Raw genomic sequence first — 18,786 nt, forward strand, 5'->3', positions numbered from 1 at the left:
GGATAATGATACCGTCCTGGATCGAAAGGAAGGATTTCTTTGGTCTCCTGCTGACAATTCTCGTTTCGGCGCTGACCTTCCGGGCGCTCTACATGATGCATGGAGACTGGAAGGATCTGGCTGATGCCGCTTACGGTGTCATAACCGGGCGACCTCATTGGCGCGCGTTTCAGAACCGCCTTCTCGGGCCATACCTGGTGCTTGGGATCAATACGGTCGTTCCGACTTACCGGCAAAGCCTGCTCATCTTCACGGCGCTCGGATTGCTGGCGCAAAACGCATTGTTCTACCTCTTGTTAAGGTCGATCGACCTATCGGTCCGATCGGCCATGTTATGTGTATGTTTTTGGTCGTTCATGTTTCTAGTGTTACAAGATTATTGGATATATACGTGGGATGTATTGGATATAATCATATTTACTATCATTTCGTACATTATTTTATTTGTTAATAATAAAAAAATTATGATTTTCCTTTATCCGCTCGCAATTCTCAATCGTGAAATTGCGTTGCTGATTCCAATATTTGTTATATTGTATGAAGCATATAATGTTTTCTATTATAAAAAGAATTCTATATCGATAAATATAAGTAGAAATATATTAAATATAATTATATGCACAATTTTAATTGTGACTGGCCTTATATATGTAAAAATATCACGCGATTTCTTGTTTGTTCAGAGTTCGCTCGGTGGATTGGATAGCAGCAATAAATATATGGGAAATCATATAAACATAATTTATAATCTGAAAGAGCTGTTTTTTATAAATTTTTTCTCGGGAAGCGAGGCGTATGTCGTTACTTTATGGATTTCAATGATATATGCATCTCTTGTATTTACAAAATCTGATGACATTTCGATGAAGATGGCGGTGTTGCTATTTTATATGATCGTTGTGAGCATATTGCTATTTGGTCTTCTGAATGAGGCGCGCGTGTATTTTCCTCTCATTTCCTTAGCGATATTTATATATATCGCGTGGCAACGCGTGCGGGGGCAGGGGCGACTTGATCTCTCTCCCGGAAATCGAAACCGTGAGACGTCGTGCTCGCCATAGGGGCATTGTCGGCGGAAAAGTCTTTGAAGCCGCGAACCCTGGCCAGCACGTCGAGCTGCGTCTGCATCGGCAGGGATGCCGGGTGTCAGCATCACCTGGACGGTCGCGAAGGTGGTGCGCAACTCGTCGTTGAGCCTGGCGATGGCGCGGCGACGAAAGGTCATCATACGCCCTCCCCAGCGGGACGCGGGGCGTGGTCGCTGCGTGCCATCCGCCGCCGAGGGGGGAGCGGTTGACGCCGAGGTCCGGCACACGCAGGGTTTGACGGCGCCCGCATCAAGCCCCGCCTGGATCTGTTGCGGCTTTGCGCCGTCGATGGCGCGTGGTCGGCCGCGCGTCTGTCATGGCGCTTGGCGGCGGCAAGGCCAGCGATCACCCGCTAGCGGGTCAGCGCACGCTCGAACCGCGCCAGCGCATCGAAGATCGAATCGCGGAATACGGCAAAGCTTCGTGATGCTGGACTTGGTGTGTTTGCTTGCGCAGGCCCCTTTGCCACGCCTCGCACGGGGTTCGCCGTCTACCGCCGCCCAGCCCAGCACGGTGCCGACGCGCTGCCGCACGCGCTTGGCGGTTTCCGTTTTAGCAAGCCATATTGGCGAGAAGACATTGAGGATGTCCGGCGTTTCAGTTCGGCCAATGGGGCGTTCGTCCATGCTTCCCGGTCGCCATCACGACGTTCACGAGCGCGTGATCTTAGCGCCGCCGCGTATCCCTGCGTGGGCAGGGGGGCTTGATGAAAGCATCCAATTTTCAGGGTATTCGGTGGGTAGCTTCTGCTCTGAGGGCAAATTCATCGTTGATATCAATGATGAATGGTAGCGGAGGAGGGACTTGAACCCCCGACCCCAGGATTATGATTCCCGTGCTCTAACCAACTGAGCTACTCCGCCATCGGGAGCGGCCGCATAGTGCCGCCTCGCGAGGTGCGCGGATATAAGGAACCCGGCCGAAGGGTGTCAAGCACCGCTGTGCGTTTCTCGCACAGGAGGGATGCCTTGTCCTACCAATAAGCGGCCGGTGGCAGGCCTTCGACGATCTCGACGACGCGGCGCCGGGTTGCCGGGGTCGTCGCCGCGGGGAGGGCGTGCGAAGGAAAGAAGCCGGCCTCGGCGATCTCGCGATTGGGCTGGCACGGGGCTTCCGCGATGAAGGCGCCGGCAACGAAGACCGCGACATGGTCGCGCGAGCCGAGATGTGTATTGAGGAACAGGCCGTGCAACCGGGGCGGCGCAGTGAGACGGATTGCCGCTTCCTCGACAAGTTCGCGGCGGATCGCTTCCTCGGCGGTTTCGCCGGCATCGACCCCGCCGCCCGGCAAGTGCCAGCCAGCCACATAAGTGTGCCGTACCAAGAGGATATGCCCCTGTGCATCGATCACTGCGGCGCGCACGCCGAGCGTCACGCCCCGCGTCAGCCGGCCCCATAGATGCAGCAGGCGCGGCGGGCGGAACACCGGCATGGGGGTGGGGCTTTCTGTGAGCATGATCCGTGTTTTGTCCGTAGCGCGTTCCATCGGGTGGACGGCGCTGCTATGGAGACCCCCGTGTTTGTGCTCGCTCATCTCACCGACCCTCATCTCGGTCCGCTGCCGCGGGCGCGGCTCGTCGAGCTCGCCGGCAAGCGGGCGCTCGGCGTCATCAATTGGCGGCGAGGGCGCCGCCGGCGGTTCTCCGATGCCACGATCGATCTCCTTATCGCCGACATCAAGGCCGCCGCACCCGACCATATCGCGGTCACCGGGGACCTGGTGAATGTCGGTCTGCCGGCCGAATATCAGACCGGTCTCGGCTTTCTGCAGAATCTCGGCCCCGGCCATTATGTGACGGTGGTTCCGGGCAATCACGATGCCTATGTACGTTCCACCGCCCATCACGCGCTGCTCAACTGGGGCAATTATATGCGCGGGGACGGTGCCGAAGGCGGCGAGACGGAAGGCGTTGTCGCCGATTTTCCCTTTCCCTTCGTGCGTCGGCGCGGCGATGTGGCCCTCATCGGCGTCTCGACGGCAGTTCCCACCCAGCCCTTCATGGCAACCGGCAAAGTCGGGCGCGGGCAGCTCGAACGTTTGGCGCAGCTGCTGGCGGAGCTTGGTGGGCAGAAGCTGTTCCGGGTGGTGCTGATCCATCATCCGCCTTGCGGTCATCGCTCCGCCCATAAGCGCCTGCTCGATGCCGAGGCGCTGCGGGCCTGCCTCGCTGCCAACGGCGCCGAGCTGATGATTTGCGGCCATGACCATCGGCCGATGGTGGAGATGCTCGCCGGTCCCTCGGGCGGGCTGGTGCCGGTGGTCGAGGCGCCGTCCTTCGCCGCCGGTCCGGAGGACAGCCACTGGCCCGGCGGCTATCATCTTTACCGGATCGAGCGCTTGCCCGGCGCCGAATTCCCGTGGCGTTGCACGATGGAGGCACGCGGATTCGCCCGTGGCGACGCCACCGTCGCCACACGCACCACCCGGGTGCTGAGCGCGCCGAGAGCTAGCTGAGCGTCTAATAGCGCCCTTGCAGGAGTAGCCATCCGGCGACGCTCGCGGCGATGCCCGCGAGGAGGCCGAGCAGGAAGACGCCGCCATTTCCGCGCCGTGGTGGTGGCTCATGAGCCGGCGCCGGCGGATGGTGGGGCAGGGGGCGCGGGGCCTCCGGCTCAGGCGGTGCGCTGGTGGCGATCGCCTGTTCGCGGGCGATGAGCCGGCGGGCGACATAGCGCGTTACCGCATCGGCGATGTCGTTGGGGTTGATGCTCTCCGCCAGCACTCGCCGGCCGGAGCGGGTGTCCTGCAGGAAGCGAAACGTGCGTCGGTCGCGCCCCAGGGTGACATGCGCGACCATGTCGACGAACAGCCGCGGGGTCTCGCCCGGCATCAGGCCGCGGTCGAATAGATCGGCGTGCTCCAGCGGCACCTCGGCGAAGATCGGGTCGAGAATCTCGTTGAGCATGGACAAGCGGACGAGGCTGGCGTCGCGCAGCTCGACGATGACACCGGCCTGCTCGGCAGCTTCCACCCGTGCGGCGCGGATCGCTTCGCGCAGCGACAGGCCGGAAACATCGCCCCGCTGGTGGCCGCCTTCTTCCATGGATCCCCCGCTCTTCCGTTGCGAGACTAGCCGGCGACTCGGGCGCCCGCCACACACACGCTCCGACTATGTGCCTCTTGGGTTAATAGATGGCCTGCATTAAGGCGGAAGGAGCGGCGGCGGAGCGGATATGGCACGGTTCGAGATTCCCGAAGGCGTGGTGGCGGTGGAGGATTATGAGGCGGTCGCACGCGAGCGGCTGAGCCGAGAGGCGTGGGCCTATTATTCGGGCGGCGCCGCCGACGAGACCACGCTGCGATGGAATCGCGAGGCCTTCGGTCGGCTGCGGCTAAGAAGCCGGGCCCTGCCGGAGATTGCCAGTGGCGGCACCCAGCTGCGGCTGTTCGGGCAGGATTTTACCCATCCGATCCTGGTCGCTCCCACCGCGCATCACCGGCTCGCCGATCCCGCTGGCGAGCTGGCGACGCTGGTTGGTGCCGGTGGCGCCAAGGCCGGCATGGTGGTGAGCACCGAGGCCGACGTCACGCTGGAGGAAATCGCCGCGGCGGCACGCACGCCGCTCTGGTTCCAGCTCTATATCCAGCACGACCGCGGCTTCACGCTCGACCTGGTGCGCCGTGCCGAGGCCGCTGGCTATGGCGCGCTGGTGGTGACGGTGGATGCGCCGGTGTTCGGCATGCGCAACACCGAGCAACGGGCCGGCTACAAGCCGCCCAAGCTCTCCGAGCACGCCAATCTCGCGGGACTGCACACCAGCTATTTCGCGCATGCCGAGCTCGGGGAGAGCCTGATGTTCGGCGGCTTCATGGATGTGGCGGCGCGCTGGGCGGATATCCATCGGCTGCGTGCGGTTACGAAATTACCGCTCATTCTCAAGGGGATAATGTGTGCGGCGGATGCCGAGCGAGCGATTGGCGCCGGCGCGGACGGCATCATCGTCTCCAACCATGGCGGGCGGGTGCTCGACACGCTGCCGGCAAGCATCGAGGCGCTGCCGGGGGTGGCGAAGGCGGTCAGGGGCCGGGTGCCGGTGCTGATGGATGGTGGGATACGGCGCGGCACCGATGTTTTGAAGGCGCTGGCGCTGGGGGCGAGCGCGGTGCTGGTGGGACGTCCGGTGCTGTACGGGCTGGCTGTGGCGGGGCCGGCCGGCGTCGCCCATGTGCTGCATCTGCTGCGCTGCGAACTGGAAATCGCCATGGTGATGACCGGCTGCAGCCGGCTCACCGATATCGGCCCGCAGGTCATCTGGGAGGATCAGTAGAGCGTCTCGCGGTAACGCCGCAGCATCTCCACCTGGGTTTCGGCGGTGGCGAGGTTGAGCTGGTCGCGCAACATCTCGCCCATGCTGGGCAGGCTGTCACGAGAGACGAAATGCGCCGGGTCCCAGGCATGCGAGCGCATGAAGGCCTTGGCGCAATGCAGATAGGCCTCTTGGACGGTGACCCGCAGCACGGTGGCCGGCTGGCGGCCATCGACCTCGAAGCGGGCGCGCAGATCGGCATCGTCATGGATCTCGGCGCGGCCGTTGACGCGCAGCGTCTCATCGATGCCCGGCACCAGGAACAGCAGGCCGATGGCCGGGTTGGCAATGAGATTGGTCAGCGTATCCAGCCGATTGTTGCCGGGGCGGTCCGGAATGAGCAGGGTTGCCGGATTCTCCACGGCGATGAAGCCGGGGGCGTCGCCGCGCGGGGTGACGTCGGCGCGGCCGTCGGCGCCGAAGCTGCCCAGCATGACCAGTGGCGAGAGGGCAATCAGGCGCCGGCAATGAAGATCGAGTGCCGGCAAGACCTTGCGCCGACTGCGCTCGCGGGCTTCGCCATAATGGGCGCGCAGAGCCTCGATGCTGGTAATCCGGGCCATTTCCGATCTCCTAATTCTTCACGACGAGCTGTACACGATCAGCGGAAAAGCGGGCACGGGTAAACTGGATCGGCTGGCGCTTGGGATCGCCATTAATGCTTTCCACCACCATTACCGTCCGGCCGGGAGCAAGGGCGAGCAGATCGCGCTCCTCCTCGTCGGCGAGGCGGGCGGTGATGCGAGTTTCCAGCCGCCGGTAGTCGCCGAGGCCCAGCGCCTCCAGGGCGCGGGTAACCGAGCCGGTGGCCGCGGCGATGAAGTCGAGGTCGCGGCAGCGATCGGCGATATACCAATGCGTGCCGACGGTTAGCGGAACATTGTCGGCTTCGCGGAGCATGTCGAGCCGCAACACCTCGGTGCCCGTTGGCACCTTCAGGGCAGCGGCGATGTCGGCGGTGGCAGCCTCGATGCGGGAGCCGATCACCCGCCCGCCCGGGGCACGGCCTTCTCCAGAAACGATTTCGGAAAAGCGGGTGCGCGGCGTGATCGGATAACGCAGCGGCGGCTCCTTCACGAAGGTGCCGCGGCCAGGGGTGGCCTCGATGAAGCCTTGATCGGTCAGGGTTGCGAGCGCCCGGCGCAAGGTGTGGCGGTTGACGCCGAAGCGCTCGGCCAGTTCGGCTTCGGTGGGGAGCCGGGCGCCGGGCTTTAGCCGGCCCTCGGCGATATCCGCCTCGATACGCTCGGCGATCTGCTTCCAGAGCGCGACGCCGCTGCGGCGGGCGACATCGGAGGAGGGGGTCTCCTCGGCGGACGTCATCGGTGTGTCGTCGGCATCGGTCATCAAGGGCGTGTTCCGTCGTGTACGGCTATTGCGCATTTGTATAGATTAATATACAAAATTGGCATGGTTGTAAACCACGCCACCGCATGCGAGGCCGGACCGAACCGATGCCGCAGAATTCCGAAAAATATAGTTCTGACAATGTGATGCCGGCGCGGAAGGCCGCGCTTGCGACGCTCGCCCGGGCCCGGCGCGACGAGCTCGACGTGATGCTCGGGCAGCTTTCGCCGCTGCCGGCGGCCCGCGATCTCCGGCCGGCAGAGGTCGGGCTGGTGATGCTGCGGGGACGTATGGGCGGCGATGGCGCGCCCTTCAATCTCGGTGAGGCGACGGTCAGCCGCGCCGCCATTCGCCTCGATGGCGGGGCGACGGGCTTCGGCTACCGGCTCGGCCGCGACATTGCCGCGGCCCGACAGGGGGCGCTGATCGACGCGCTGTGGCAGGACGAGGACCGGCGGGCGGCGGTGGAGGCGGCGCTCGCGCCGGTGCGGGCGCGGCTCGCCACCGAGGCCGGCGAAGCGCGGGCGGAAACCGCGGCCACCAAGGTCGACTTCTTCACCCTGGTGCGTGGGGAGGATTAATCTTGCAGACACAAGAGCTTACGCGGGGCTTCGCCGATCCGGTCTTCGCGGCGCAGGGCGTGTTCCGCGCTGCCATGTGGGCACTGTCGCGCCCCGGCCGGCCGCAGGAATTGCCGACGGATCTGGTTCCTCCGGCACCGCTTTCCCCGGAGGCGGCGGCGCTGGCACTGACGCTGTGCGACTATGAGACCCCCGTCTTTCTCGACGCCGCCCTGGCGGCGGATCGGGCGGTCAGCGATTTCCTGCGCTTCCACACCGGGGCGCCAATCGTCGCCCAACCGGGCGAGGCGCGCTTTGCCTTCATCGCCAATCCCTTGAACATACTTGATTTTTCCGAGTTTTCGCTGGGCTCGCCCGATTTTCCCGATGCTTCGGTCACGCTGATCCTGCAAGTCGCGGGCTTCGTCGATCGCGGCTTTACGCTGGAGGGGCCGGGCATCAAGGGGCGCATCGGCTTCGGCGCCGCGCCACTGCCGGAGCACTTCGCGGCACGGATGGCGGCGAACCGGGCGCTGTTTCCGCGTGGCGTCGACCTTTTGCTGGCCGGCGCCGGGCAGGTCATCGGGCTGCCGCGCTCGGTCGCGGTGCAGGAGGGCTGAAGCATGTATGTGGCGGCAAAAGGCGGCGAAAAGGCGATCCGCAATGCGCACGAGCTTCTGGCTAAGCGACGGAGAGGAAAAAGGAATCTCCCATCGATCTCGCTGGAGCAGATCGCTGCGCAGCTGACCCTGGCGGTCGACCGGGTGATGGCGGAAGGCTCGCTCTACGACTCGGATCTGGCGGCGCTGGCGATCAAGCAGGCACGCGGCGACCTGATCGAGGCGATCTTTCTCATCCGCGCTTTCCGCACCACGCTACCGCGCTTCGGTACTTCGCGGCCGCTGGATACCGGCGACATGATGGTGCGCCGGCGGGTGTCGGCGACCTTCAAGGACCTGCCGGGCGGGCAGCTGCTCGGCCCCACCTTCGACTATACCCACCGGTTGCTCGATACCTCGTTGGCTGCGCCCGATGGGTATGGTGAGGTGTATGGTCAGGCCGAAGCCGCCTCCGGGATGTCCGGTGAGGCCGATCCGATCGAAAAAATGCCGCGCGTGACCGATCTGATCGGCGCCGAAGGGCTGATCGAGGCCTCGCCCGCCGATGATGGCAGCGAGCCCTTCGACATTACCCGCGCGCCGACCAACTTCCCGGTCGACCGCGCCACCCGCCTCCAGACGCTGGCCCGCGGTGACGAGGGCTACCTGCTGGCGCTCGGCTATTCCACCCAGCGCGGCTATGCCCGCTCGCATCCCTTTGTCGGCGAGATCCGCTTCGGCGATGTCGAGGTGATCATCGACGTGCCGGAGCTGGGGTTCGAGATTTCCATCGGCGACATCCAGCTCACCGAATGCCAGATGGTCAACCAATTCAAGGGCAGCGCCGAGCAGCCGCCGCAATTCACCCGCGGCTACGGTCTCGTCTTCGGGCAATGCGAGCGCAAGGCGATGTCGATGGCGCTGGTCGAGCGGGCGCTGCGCTGGGCCGAGCTCGGCGAGGAGCCCGGCGCGCCGGCGCAGGACGAGGAATTCGTGCTCTCCCATTGCGACAATGTGCAGGCGACCGGCTTCGTCGAGCATCTCAAGCTGCCGCACTATGTCGACTTCCAGGCTGAGCTGGACCTGGTGCGGCGCATGCGCCGGGAAGCGCTGGAAAGCCGGCAGGCCGACGCGATGAAGGAGGCGGCGGAATGACGTCGCAGCACACCGGCGAGATGCCGGCCATCAGCTACAATTTTGCCTATCTCGACGAGCAGACCAAAAGGATGATCCGCCGGGCGATCCTGAAGGCGATCGCCATTCCCGGCTATCAGGTGCCGTTCGCGGCGCGGGAGATGCCGATGCCCTATGGCTGGGGCACCGGCGGCGTGCAGGTGACCGCCGCCGTGCTCGGCCCGGACGACGTGCTCAAGGTGATCGACCAGGGGGCGGACGACACCACCAATGCGGTGGCGATCCGCGGCTTCTTCGAGAAGACCGCCGGGGTGGCGACCACCACCGCCACTACCGAGGCGACCGTCATCCAGACGCGGCACCGCATCCCGGAGACCAGGCTGAGCGAAAACCAGATCCTGGTCTATCAGGTGCCGATTCCCGAGCCGCTGCGGTTTCTCGAGCCGCGCGAGACCGAGACGCGGCAGCTGCACGCGCTGGCCGAATACGGGCTCATGCATGTGAAGCTCTATGAGGACATCGCTCGGCACGGCCACATCGCCACCACCTACGCCTACCCGGTGGAGGTGGCCGGCCGCTATGTGATGGATCCTTCGCCGATCCCGAAATTCGACAACCCGAAGATGGACGACTGCCCGGCCCTGCAGCTGTTCGGTGCGGGACGGGAGAAGCGCATCTATGCCATCCCGCCGCACACCACGGTGCGTTCGCTCGACTTCGAGGACCATCCGTTCAGGGTGCAGCGCTTCGCCAAGCCGTGTGCCCTGTGCGCGGCCGAGGGCGTCTATCTCGACGAGGTGATCCTCGACGACCGGGGCGAGCGGATGTTCGTGTGCTCGGACACCGATTACTGCAACGGCCGGCAGGCGCAGGGGCATCGGGGGGAGATGGCGGGGGAGGCGACGGATGAGGGCGCTCTTTCTCCTCTGGCGGCGCTCCCCCCTCACCCCACCCCTCTCCCCCTCGGGGAGAGGGAGCTAGGGGGCGTGCCGGTGGGCAGGGCCGCACTTCACCTCTCCCCGAGGGAGAGAGGTCGCCCCGAAGGGGCGGGCGAGGGGCGCGCGACGGCTGCCGTCGAAGCCGACGCCGCGGAGGTGCGGTCATGAGCGCGACGAATGTCACCGTGCGTCCCGCCGTGCCGGCCGATGGGCTGGAAGGCGATCAACTCCCGCCGATCGTGAACGCGGATGTCGCCGTTCGCCCCGCCATGCCGGCCGATGGGCTGGAAGGCGATCAGCTCCCGTCGCGCGTGGCGGCGGATGTCACCGTGCGTCCCGCCATACCGGCCGACCTGCCGGCGGTGTTGGCGCTCTATCGCGAACTCGACGCCGACGACGAACTCGACCTTTCAAGGGCGCGGGCGGTGTTCGACCGCATGGCGCGCTATCCCGACTACGCGCTCTATGTCGCCGAGGCGGCGGGCGAGGTCGTTGGCCCGGCGGATGCCGAGGCGGGGGAGGTGCTCGGCACCTTCACGCTGCTGGTGATGGAGAACATCGCCCATGGCGGGTCGCGCTCTGCGGTGATCGAGGCGGTGGCGGTCGGCGCCGCCGCGCAGGGGCGGGGCGTCGGCCGCGCCATGATGGGCGCGGCGCTCGACATGGCGCGGGCGAAGGGCTGCTACAAGGCGGCGCTCTCCACCCGCATGTCGCGCGAGCGGGCGCATGCCTTCTATGAGAGCCTCGGCTTCCGGCGGCACGGCTACAGCTTCTACACGGAGCTGGAGGAGGGTGAGGAGGCGGCCGGGGACGCGATGGCTCTCTGCAACCGTGGTTCCCCCTCACCCCAACCCTCTCCCCGACGGGGAGAGGGGGATGACGGCGCCCGCCCTCTCTCCTCCGGAAACGCGCGCTCCGCGGCGGCGTGTGAGGGGGCTTCCAATACGGAGATCGCATCATGACGGACGGGATGTCGACCGACGCCCCACTTCTCGTCGCGCAGGGGCTAGGCAAGACCTATGGCGCGCGGATCGGCTGCCGCGATGTCTCGCTCGACATCTATCCCGGCGAGGTGCTGGCGGTGGTCGGGGAATCCGGTTCCGGCAAATCGACGCTGCTCGGCCTGCTCTCCACCGAGCTGGCGGCCAGCACCGGGCGGGTAAGCTACCGCATGCGCGACGGGGTGCTGCGCGATCTCGCCAGCCTCGGCGCGGCGGAGCGCCGGTTGCTGATGCGCACCGACTGGGGCTTCGTGCGGCAGAACCCGGCCGACGGGCTGCGCATGGCGGTCTCGGCCGGCGGCAATGTCGGCGAGCGGCTGATGGCGGTCGGCTGGCGGCACTACGGCAACATCCGCACTGAAGCGACTGACTGGCTGGGGCGGGTCGAGATCGCCGCCGATCGCATCGACGACGACCCGCGCGCCTTCTCCGGCGGCATGCGCCAGCGGCTGCAGATCGCCCGCAACCTCGTCACCAAGCCGCGCCTCGTCTTCATGGACGAGCCGACCGGCGGGCTCGACGTCTCCGTGCAGGCGCGGCTGCTCGACCTCATTCGCGGTCTGGTCTCCGAGCTCGGACTGGCGGTGGTGATCGTCACCCACGACCTCGCGGTGGCGCGGCTGCTGTCGCACCGCATGGTGGTGATGCGGCACGGAAGGGTGATCGAGACCGGGCTGACCGACCAGGTGCTCGACGACCCGCGCGAGCCCTATACGCAATTACTGGTGTCGTCGGTGCTGGCGGCGTGAGGGGGATGACGATGAGCACGAATGATGGCACCGGCCTTCCCCCTCACCCGGCCCTGCGGGCCGACCTCTCCCCCTTGGGGAGAGGTGAGAAGGGCCTGGTCTCGGAAACTGGCCGATCTGATATGAGCGACCAGCGCCCTCTCCCCGATGGGGAGAGGGGCGGGCTGAGGGGGGAGGGAGCGAACACGCAAGGCCCCATCCTCTCGGTTTCCGGCGTCGCCAAGACCTTCGTGCTGCATCTGCGCGAGGGCGCGCGGCTGCCGGTGGTCTCCGGCGCCGGCTTCGAACTCTTCCCCGGCGAATGCGTGGCGCTGGGCGGCCCCTCGGGCGCGGGCAAGAGTTCGCTGCTCAAGATGGTCTACGGCAATTACCGCGTCGATGCCGGGCACATCCGCGTGCGCGACGGCGAGGAGACGGTCGACGTCGCCACCGCCGCGCCGCGCCGGCTGATGACGCTGCGCGCCACCACCATGGGCTATGTCAGCCAGTTCCTGCGCGTGATCCCGCGCGTGTCCGCGCTCGACGTGGTGGCCGAGCCGCTGATCGGCGACGGCGTCTCCCGCGAGACGGCACTGGAACGGGCCGGCGCGCTGCTCGCCCGGCTCAACCTGCCGGAGCGGCTGTGGAGCCTGCCGCCGGCCACCTTCTCCGGCGGCGAGCAGCAAAGGGTGAACATCGCCCGCGGGCTGATCGCCCATCGCCCGCTGCTGTTGATGGACGAGCCGACCGCCTCGCTCGACGCCGCCAACCGGCAGGTGGTGATCGGCCTGATCGAGGAGAAGAAGCGGGCCGGCGTCGCCATTCTGGGCATTTTCCACGATGCCGAGGTACGCGAGGCGGTGTGCGACCGGGTGATCGACGTGACGGATTTTGCGAAGGTGGCGTGAGGACCATGACGAACGAGACGGTTTTGGCCAATGCCACGCTGGTGCTGGAAGACGAGGTGCGGCGCGGGCACCTGGTGATGCGCGACGGGCGCATCGCGGAGATCGGCGAGGGGACGGCGCCGCGCGGGGCGATCGACTTCGGCGGCGACTATCTGCTGCCCGGCTTCGTCGAACTGCACACCGACCATGTGGAGGGCCATCTCTATCCGCGTCCGCGGGTGATGTGGAACGCGTTTGCGGCGGTGACCGCCTATGACGCGCAGATCGCCGCCGCCGGCATCACCACGGTGTTCGATTCGCTGCGGGTGTGGCCGGACAAGAAGGCGGTGGGCATGGACGGCGACGCGCCGCTGCTCGCGGCGACGATCGACGAGGCCGCCAAGGCCGGGCTTTTGCGCGCCGAGCACCATGTGCATCTGCGCTGCGAGGTGGCGGCCGACGGGGTGGTGGAGGATGCCGAGAAGCTGATGGCGGCGTGCGACGTGCGCCTGGTCTCGCTGATGGACCACACGCCGGGGCAGCGGCAGTTCCTCACCGAGGAGCATTTCCGCGCCTACTACAAGAAGAAGAGCGGCATGACCGATGCGGAGATGGACGTGATCGTCGCCGACCGGCTGATCGCCCATGAGCGCCATGCGCGCGCCAATCGCGAGCGGCTGGTGGCGATCGCGCATCAGCGCGGCATCGTGCTGGCGAGCCATGACGACGCATCCGACGCGCATGTGGGCGAGGCCATCGAGGACGGGGTCGCCATCGCCGAATTCCCGACCACGGTGACGGCGGCGCAGGGCTCGCACGCCGCCGGCATAAGGGTGCTGATGGGCGCGCCCAACCTGGTGCGCGGCGGCTCGCATACCGGCAATGTCGCCGCCGAGGATCTGGCGCGGCGCGGCGTGCTCGACATCATGAGCTCCGACTATGTGCCGGGCAGCCTGCTGCTCGCCGCCTTCGCGCTGCCGGGGCTGATCGATGGCATCAGCCTGCCGCGGTCGGTGGCCATGGTGAGCGCCAATCCCGCCGACGCGGCGGGCATGGGCGATCGCGGGCGGCTGCGCCCGGGGCTTCGGGCCGATCTGCTGCGCGTCTCGCGCGCCGGGCCGGTGCCGGTGGTGCGCACGGTCTGGCGCGAGGGCGAGCGGGTGGCGTGAGGCGCAGCCCGGTCTTAAGACGGATGTCGGCGAGCAGGCGGGAGACGGGCGCGTGAGTGTCGGTGCGGCGGCGGATGGCGAGAGCTGCGACGAGGCGGTCCGGATCGGGCCCGGCCCTCTGGTGCTGGTGGTCGGCCCTTCCGGCGCCGGCAAGGACACGCTGCTTGCCTATGCCCGCCTGCGGCTGGCCGGGACGCCGGGGCTGGCCTTCGCGCGCCGGCGCATCACCCGGCCGGCCGATGCCACCGAGGATCATCTCAGCCTCGACGCCGCCGCCTTCGCGCGCGGGGTCGAGAGCGGGACGTTTCCGCTGCACTGGCGGGCGAACGGCTTGTCCTATGCGCTGGGGCCGGAAGTGGCAGCGGCGATCCGCGCCGGACAGGCAGTGGTGGCGAACGGCTCGCGGGCGGCGGTGAAGGAGGCGTGCGCGCGCTTCGCCGATGTGCGGGTCGTGCTGGTCACCGCGCCGCCGCAGGTGCTGGCGGCGCGCATCGCCGCGCGGGGCCGCGAGAGCGCGGAGGATGTGGCGCAGCGGCTGAAGCGCGAGCCGGCGCTGGACCGGGCGCCGGAGCTGACCCTCGTCAATGACGGCCCGCCCGAGGCGGCCGGCGAGCGGCTGGCGGCCTATCTGCACCGGCTGGCGGCGGCATAGCCGGGAACCCTTCCGCCTCCCCGCGCGTGCCGCGTCGCCCGGCCGTTCCGAAGGCGCCATGGCGAGACACGTCGATCCGTGCGGTTCCCACCGGGGAGGGGTTCCATCCGCCGCGGCCGATGGCGCATCGGCCCGGCCCGGCGTCGATCCAAAAATGACGACGGCCGGGACGAGGCCCGGCCGCATTCAATCCGACGATGCCGTCGTTGAACGTTTTACTGGCGATATTGCTGAATGCGGGTGGTGCGCAGGCCGGCGAGGCCGTGGCGGTCGATCGAGGCCTGCCAGGACAGGAATTCCTCGGTGGTAAGGGTGTAACGCTTGCAGGCTTCCTCAAGGCTCAGGAGCCCGCCACGCACGGCGGCGACCACCTCGGCCTTGCGGCGAATAACCCAGCGGCGCGTATCCGGGGGAGGAAGATCAGCAATGGTCAACGGACTGCCGTCCGGTCCGATCACGTATTTCACCCTGGGGCGGTAGGCCTCGGTCATTGTACGCTCACTCATGACACCCGAACTTATGAGATGATGGTATCCTGACAGCGATAAATATTTTCCTAAACGAATCACGACCCGGTGAGTTCACGAAGGTTAAGGCGTTATTAACATCCACGAAACTTTTTGTTTACCTTGCGGAATCTTCGGTGGCTGATTTAATGTCGACGACGATGCTGGAAATCGGCCGTCGCCGGGCGGGTTGCGCCGCCGGGGCGGGATTTCGTACAAACGGGTTCATCGAGCCGCCTCGACGTCCTATATAGGGACATCGACACTCTCCCGCTCCCAGGCCTTCGTGGTCGCAGACCCGCCGCTCGCCATGATCCGCCTCGACGACACAGGCCGTACCCCCAAGGACACCCGCGTGGTGGTGGCGATGTCGGGCGGGGTGGATTCCTCGGTGGTCGCCGCGCTCTATGCGCAGGCCGGCTACGAGGTGATCGGCGTCACCCTCCAGCTCTATGACCATGGCGAGGCGATGCACCACCGCCCCGGTGCCTGCTGCGCCGGGCAGGACATCTACGATGCCCGCGTGGTGTGCGAGAAGCTCGGCATCCCGCATTACGTGCTGGACTATGAGAGCCGGTTCCGCGACGCGGTGATCGAGCGCTTCGCCGACGCCTATGCCTCCGGCGAGACGCCGATCCCCTGCGTCGACTGCAACCGCACCGTCAAGTTCCGCGACCTGATGGAGACGGCGAAGGATCTCGGCGCCGACATCCTCGCCACCGGCCATTACGTGACCAGCCGTGCCCTGCCGGATGGCGGGCGCGCCCTGTACCGGCCGCTCGACGAGAGCCGCGACCAGAGCTACTTCCTCTATGCGACGACGCAGGCGCAGATCAACATGCTGCGCTTCCCGCTCGGCGAGACCACCAAGCCGGAGGTACGCGCGCTGGCCGAGGGCTTCGGCCTGAAGGTGGCCGACAAGCCGGACAGCCAGGACATCTGCTTCGTGCCAAACGGGCACTACACCGCCATCGTCGAGAAGCTGCGCCCGGAAGCCGGCGAGCCGGGCGACATCGTGCATCTCGACGGCCGGGTGCTCGGCCGCCATGCCGGGGTGATGCGCTACACCATCGGCCAGCGCAAGGGGCTCGGCATAGCGAGCGCCGAGCCGCTCTATGTGGTGGGCATCGATGCCCGCCAGCGCCGGGTGCTGGTGGGGCCGCGCGCGGCGCTGGGGGTCACCGAGGTGCGCATCGACGAGGTGAACTGGCTGGGCGACGAGAGCCTCGACGCCGCGCTCGATGCCGGCCGCGAGATCCATGTGAAGGTGCGCTCGACCCGGGCGCCGGTGCCCGGCCAGCTCGGCCGCGCGGCCGATGGCGCGCCGGTGGTGCGTCTCGCCGCCGCGGAGGAAGGGGTGGCGCCCGGCCAGGCCTGCGTGTTCTATGCCGATGTCTCGGCCGGGGCGCGACTGCTGGGCGGCGGGGTGATTCGCCGCGCGCCCAGCGCCTTCACAGCGCTGACACGCGCTCAGGAGATGGTGGCGAACGCCCGTACCGCGTGAGTCGCGGGCGTCGCGCCGGCATCGGCCGCAGGGCCGGGCCGGATATGTTGGGGGGAAACCATGACGACCGATCTCGACCGCGCCACCGTTGAGGAAGCCTATGCCCGCTGGGCGCCGGTTTATGACATGGTGTTCGGCGCGGTCTTCGACCCCGGCCGCAAGGCGGCGATCAAGGCGGCGGAAAAGATCGGTGGGCGCATCCTCGAATTTGGTGTCGGCACCGGCATGGCGCTGCCGAACTACAAGCGCTCCAACCGGCTGGTGGGCGTCGATATTTCCGAGCCGATGCTGAAGAAGGCCCGCGAGCGGGTGAAGAAGGAGCATCTGCGCCATGTCGAGGGGCTGTGCCTGATGGATGGCGCGCATCTCGGCTTCAAGGACGACAGCTTCGACGTGGTGATCGCCCAGTTCGTCATCACCGTGGTGCCGCATCCCGAGGAGACGCTGGACGAGATGGCGCGGGTGCTGAAGCCCGGCGGCGAGATCATCCTCGTCAACCATCTCGGCGCCGAGGACGGGCCGCGCGCGGTGTTCGAGCGCTGGTTCGCCCGCAAGGCGCGCAAGCTCGGGTGGCGGCCGGAATTCCAGTTCGCCCGGCTGCGCAACTGGGCACTGCAGAACGGCACGGTGGAACTGCCGGTGGCCAAGGATGTCGGGCTCGGCGTCTATACGCTGGTGCGTTTCAAGAAGCTGAGCGCCGCGGAACAGGCGGCGCGGGCCGAGGACGGCAAGGTGGCGCTGGCGGGGTAGTTCCCGCCGCTCCGCCCCCCCGCGCCGCCTTCACCTGTTCACCTCCCCGGCCGCCGCGATCACCTCCTCGACGATCAGCCTCACGTCCTCCTCCGTCGTGCGGTGGTTGACGAAGCAGGCGCGCAGGGCGAAGCGGCCGTCTAGGGTGGCGTTGGACAGGAAGACCCGCCGCCGCGCGAGCAGCCGGCGCAGCAGCGCCTCGTTGTCCTTCTCGCGATGACGGAAGCACACCGCGCTCAGCGGGCCGGCCGAGAGAAGTTCAAGCTCGGGACGCGCGGCGATCTCCGCCTCCAGCAGCCGCGCATGGGCAAGATCGCGGGCGATGGCGGCGCGGAAGGCGGCGCGGCCGTGATATTGCAGCGACAGCCACAGCTTGAGCGCCCGGAAGCGGCGGGACAGTTCGAGGCTCTCCTCGAAGAAGGCGAAGGCCTCCTCCGGATCGGTGTTCAGGGCCCGCACATAGTCGCCGCTGTGCGAGAAAGCGGTCTGCGCGACATCGCGATGGCGATGCAGCAGGCAGCCGCAATCGACCGGCTGGTACAGCCATTTATGCGCGTCGAGCGACAGCGAATCTGCCTCTGACAGGCCGTCGAACAGCGCCGGCGCGGCGAGCGACGCCAGCACGCCGAAGGCGCCGTCGACATGCATCCACATGTCCTCCCGCCGGGCGATCGCGGCGATGGGGCGCAGCGGATCGATGGCGCCGGTCGCCACCGTGCCGGCGGTGGCCACCACCGCGAGCGGCGTGCGGCCGGCGGCGCGATCCTCGGCGATGGCAGCTTCCAGCGCGTCGATGCGCAGGCGCATATCGGCGTCGACCGGGATGAGGCGCAGGTTGCGGCGGCCGAGGCCGATCAGCGCCACCGCCTTCGGGATCGACATGTGCACCTGTTCGGAGGCGTAGACCACGCCGGGCCGGACGCCGTCCTCATTGGCCGGCAGCCTGGCCTCGCGGGCCATGGCGAGGGCCATGAGATTGGCCGAGGAGCCGCCGCCGCACAGCGAGCCGGTGAAGCCGGGGCAGCCGACCGCCTCGCCGAGCCAGCCGATCACCGCCCGCTCGACCGCCACCGCCGCCGGGGCGGAGCGCCAGGCGCCGACATTCTGATTGAGCGCCGAGGCGAGCAGGTCGCCCAACGCGCCGACCGGCTCGCCGGAGCCGAACACATAGCCGAAGAACCGGCCGCCCGAGGGGCGGGAATGCGCGGCAATGGCGGCGAAATCCTCCAGCACCGCCGCGCCGCGGCCGTCCTCGGCCCAGGGCCGGGTGAACAGCCGCGCCGTTTCGCCGCCGCTTGTGGGCGGATAGGCCGGGCGCTCATCGAGCCCGGACCAGTAGCCGGCGGTGAGCTGCGCGGCGGCCTCGACGAGGCTGGCGAGTTCCGCGGCGGGGATCTCCAGCGGCCGCTCCCGCCGTGAGTCCTGCCGCGGCTCGATGCCGTCCTGTCGCGCGTCCCGATCCATTTTCGCCCCCCTGCCGGTTCCGGCCTCGGGGGCCGGTTGTGCCGGAGGCTGGATCGTTTCCGCCTTTCATGCAAACGCCGAAACCATCCAGCCGTTGATCTCATGCATTTTCTTCACGCGAGCGGGCTCCGCTTCGCTCGAAAATGCTCCA

General features: G+C 67.1%; 20 protein-coding genes, 1 tRNA gene and 1 pseudogene. 14 read left to right on the plus strand and 8 right to left on the minus strand.

Features of this window, described 5'->3' with window-relative positions; genetic code table 11:
* The first annotated feature begins 5 nt into the window (after nt 1–5).
* Nucleotides 6–1,061, plus strand: coding sequence for a hypothetical protein (locus J2X65_RS05110; protein WP_310198937.1), 1,056 nt, complete (start codon nt 6–8; stop codon nt 1,059–1,061).
* 341 nt (nt 1,062–1,402) lie between these two features.
* Here J2X65_RS05110 and J2X65_RS26970 read toward each other — a convergent pair whose 3' ends face one another.
* The 3 genes from J2X65_RS26970 to J2X65_RS05120 all read right to left on the minus strand — a co-directional run bounded on the left by J2X65_RS26970 (nt 1,403) and on the right by J2X65_RS05120 (nt 2,544).
* Nucleotides 1,403–1,714: a phage integrase central domain-containing protein gene (locus J2X65_RS26970; RefSeq protein WP_404977666.1), complete on the minus strand. Its 312-nt coding sequence runs from the start codon at nt 1,712–1,714 to the stop codon at nt 1,403–1,405.
* Nucleotides 1,715–1,874: 160 nt separating this feature from the next.
* Nucleotides 1,875–1,951, minus strand: a tRNA-Met gene (locus J2X65_RS05115).
* Nucleotides 1,952–2,061: 110 nt separating this feature from the next.
* A complete protein-coding gene (locus J2X65_RS05120; protein ID WP_310198938.1) occupies nt 2,062–2,544 on the minus strand; it encodes an NUDIX domain-containing protein in 483 nt (160 codons plus the stop codon).
* Nucleotides 2,545–2,604: 60 nt separating this feature from the next.
* Here J2X65_RS05120 and J2X65_RS05125 point away from each other — a divergent pair, with 60 nt between their 5' ends.
* Nucleotides 2,605–3,543, plus strand: coding sequence for a metallophosphoesterase (locus J2X65_RS05125; protein ID WP_310198940.1), 939 nt, complete (start codon nt 2,605–2,607; stop codon nt 3,541–3,543).
* Between the two features lie 4 nt (nt 3,544–3,547).
* Here the strand turns inward: J2X65_RS05125 and J2X65_RS05130 are convergent, their stop codons facing one another.
* Entirely contained in the window at nt 3,548–4,132 is a 585-nt protein-coding gene (locus tag J2X65_RS05130) for a hypothetical protein (RefSeq protein ID WP_310198942.1), read from the minus strand.
* Nucleotides 4,133–4,262: 130 nt separating this feature from the next.
* On the opposite strand from J2X65_RS05130, the gene J2X65_RS05135 reads away from it, so the two are divergent.
* On the plus strand, nt 4,263–5,357 hold the full coding sequence (locus J2X65_RS05135) for an alpha-hydroxy acid oxidase (protein WP_310198944.1): 1,095 nt from the start codon (nt 4,263–4,265) through the stop codon (nt 5,355–5,357).
* Here J2X65_RS05135 and J2X65_RS05140 read toward each other — a convergent pair.
* A complete protein-coding gene (locus J2X65_RS05140; RefSeq protein WP_310198945.1) occupies nt 5,351–5,959 on the minus strand; it encodes a pyridoxamine 5'-phosphate oxidase family protein in 609 nt (202 codons plus the stop codon). The genes J2X65_RS05135 and J2X65_RS05140 overlap by 7 nt on opposite strands.
* Before the next feature lie 10 nt (nt 5,960–5,969).
* Complete coding sequence (gene phnF, locus J2X65_RS05145) at nt 5,970–6,743, minus strand: phosphonate metabolism transcriptional regulator PhnF (protein WP_310198948.1); 774 nt, start codon at nt 6,741–6,743, stop codon at nt 5,970–5,972.
* Between the two features lie 107 nt (nt 6,744–6,850).
* On the opposite strand from phnF, the gene phnG reads away from it, so the two are divergent.
* The 9 genes and pseudogenes from phnG (at nt 6,851) to phnN (ending at nt 14,411) form a co-directional block, all read left to right on the plus strand.
* Nucleotides 6,851–7,324, plus strand: coding sequence for a phosphonate C-P lyase system protein PhnG (gene phnG / locus J2X65_RS05150; RefSeq protein ID WP_310198950.1), 474 nt, complete (start codon nt 6,851–6,853; stop codon nt 7,322–7,324).
* Between the two features lie 2 nt (nt 7,325–7,326).
* Nucleotides 7,327–7,923: a phosphonate C-P lyase system protein PhnH gene (gene phnH, locus J2X65_RS05155; RefSeq protein ID WP_310198954.1), complete on the plus strand. Its 597-nt coding sequence runs from the start codon at nt 7,327–7,329 to the stop codon at nt 7,921–7,923.
* Nucleotides 7,924–7,926: 3 nt separating this feature from the next.
* Nucleotides 7,927–9,057 carry a carbon-phosphorus lyase complex subunit PhnI gene (locus J2X65_RS05160; RefSeq protein ID WP_310198957.1) on the plus strand — a complete coding sequence of 377 codons (1,131 nt, stop codon included), beginning with the start codon at nt 7,927–7,929 and terminating at the stop codon, nt 9,055–9,057.
* Nucleotides 9,058–9,077: 20 nt separating this feature from the next.
* A pseudogene (locus J2X65_RS05165) lies at nt 9,078–9,935 on the plus strand (alpha-D-ribose 1-methylphosphonate 5-phosphate C-P-lyase PhnJ); the annotation flags it as partial.
* Nucleotides 9,936–10,138: 203 nt separating this feature from the next.
* Nucleotides 10,139–10,936: a GNAT family N-acetyltransferase gene (locus tag J2X65_RS05170; RefSeq protein WP_310198960.1), complete on the plus strand. Its 798-nt coding sequence runs from the start codon at nt 10,139–10,141 to the stop codon at nt 10,934–10,936.
* Entirely contained in the window at nt 10,933–11,724 is a 792-nt protein-coding gene (gene phnK / locus J2X65_RS05175) for a phosphonate C-P lyase system protein PhnK (protein WP_310198961.1), read from the plus strand. The genes J2X65_RS05170 and phnK overlap by 4 nt, the downstream gene beginning before the upstream one ends.
* A gap of 11 nt (nt 11,725–11,735) precedes the next feature.
* Nucleotides 11,736–12,611, plus strand: a complete 876-nt coding sequence (gene phnL, locus J2X65_RS05180; RefSeq protein WP_310198964.1) for a phosphonate C-P lyase system protein PhnL — start codon at nt 11,736–11,738, stop codon at nt 12,609–12,611.
* Nucleotides 12,612–12,616: 5 nt separating this feature from the next.
* Complete coding sequence (locus tag J2X65_RS05185) at nt 12,617–13,759, plus strand: alpha-D-ribose 1-methylphosphonate 5-triphosphate diphosphatase (RefSeq protein ID WP_310198967.1); 1,143 nt, start codon at nt 12,617–12,619, stop codon at nt 13,757–13,759.
* Between the two features lie 52 nt (nt 13,760–13,811).
* Complete coding sequence (gene phnN / locus J2X65_RS05190; protein ID WP_310198970.1) at nt 13,812–14,411, plus strand: phosphonate metabolism protein/1,5-bisphosphokinase (PRPP-forming) PhnN; 600 nt, start codon at nt 13,812–13,814, stop codon at nt 14,409–14,411.
* Between the two features lie 215 nt (nt 14,412–14,626).
* Here the strand turns inward: phnN and J2X65_RS05195 are convergent, their stop codons facing one another.
* Nucleotides 14,627–14,902 (minus strand): DUF1153 domain-containing protein, encoded by a 276-nt coding sequence (locus J2X65_RS05195; protein WP_213356345.1) that lies wholly within the window; start codon nt 14,900–14,902, stop codon nt 14,627–14,629.
* A gap of 325 nt (nt 14,903–15,227) precedes the next feature.
* Here J2X65_RS05195 and mnmA point away from each other — a divergent pair, with 325 nt between their 5' ends.
* Both mnmA and J2X65_RS05205 read left to right on the plus strand, forming a co-directional pair.
* A complete protein-coding gene (gene mnmA, locus J2X65_RS05200) occupies nt 15,228–16,421 on the plus strand; it encodes a tRNA 2-thiouridine(34) synthase MnmA (RefSeq protein ID WP_310199394.1) in 1,194 nt (397 codons plus the stop codon).
* A 60-nt stretch (nt 16,422–16,481) separates the two neighbouring features.
* Nucleotides 16,482–17,171 carry a class I SAM-dependent methyltransferase gene (locus J2X65_RS05205; protein ID WP_310198976.1) on the plus strand — a complete coding sequence of 230 codons (690 nt, stop codon included), beginning with the start codon at nt 16,482–16,484 and terminating at the stop codon, nt 17,169–17,171.
* Between the two features lie 30 nt (nt 17,172–17,201).
* On the opposite strand, the gene J2X65_RS05210 is transcribed toward J2X65_RS05205, so the two are convergent.
* The gene (locus J2X65_RS05210; protein WP_310198979.1) at nt 17,202–18,635 is read right to left on the minus strand and encodes an aminotransferase class V-fold PLP-dependent enzyme; all 1,434 of its coding nucleotides are present in this window, start codon (nt 18,633–18,635) and stop codon (nt 17,202–17,204) included.
* Between the last annotated feature and the right edge of the window lie 151 nt (nt 18,636–18,786).

The sequence above is a fragment of the Ancylobacter sp. 3268 genome (assembly GCF_031456575.1).
In the GTDB taxonomy this organism is placed as follows: Bacteria; Pseudomonadota; Alphaproteobacteria; order Rhizobiales; family Xanthobacteraceae; genus Ancylobacter.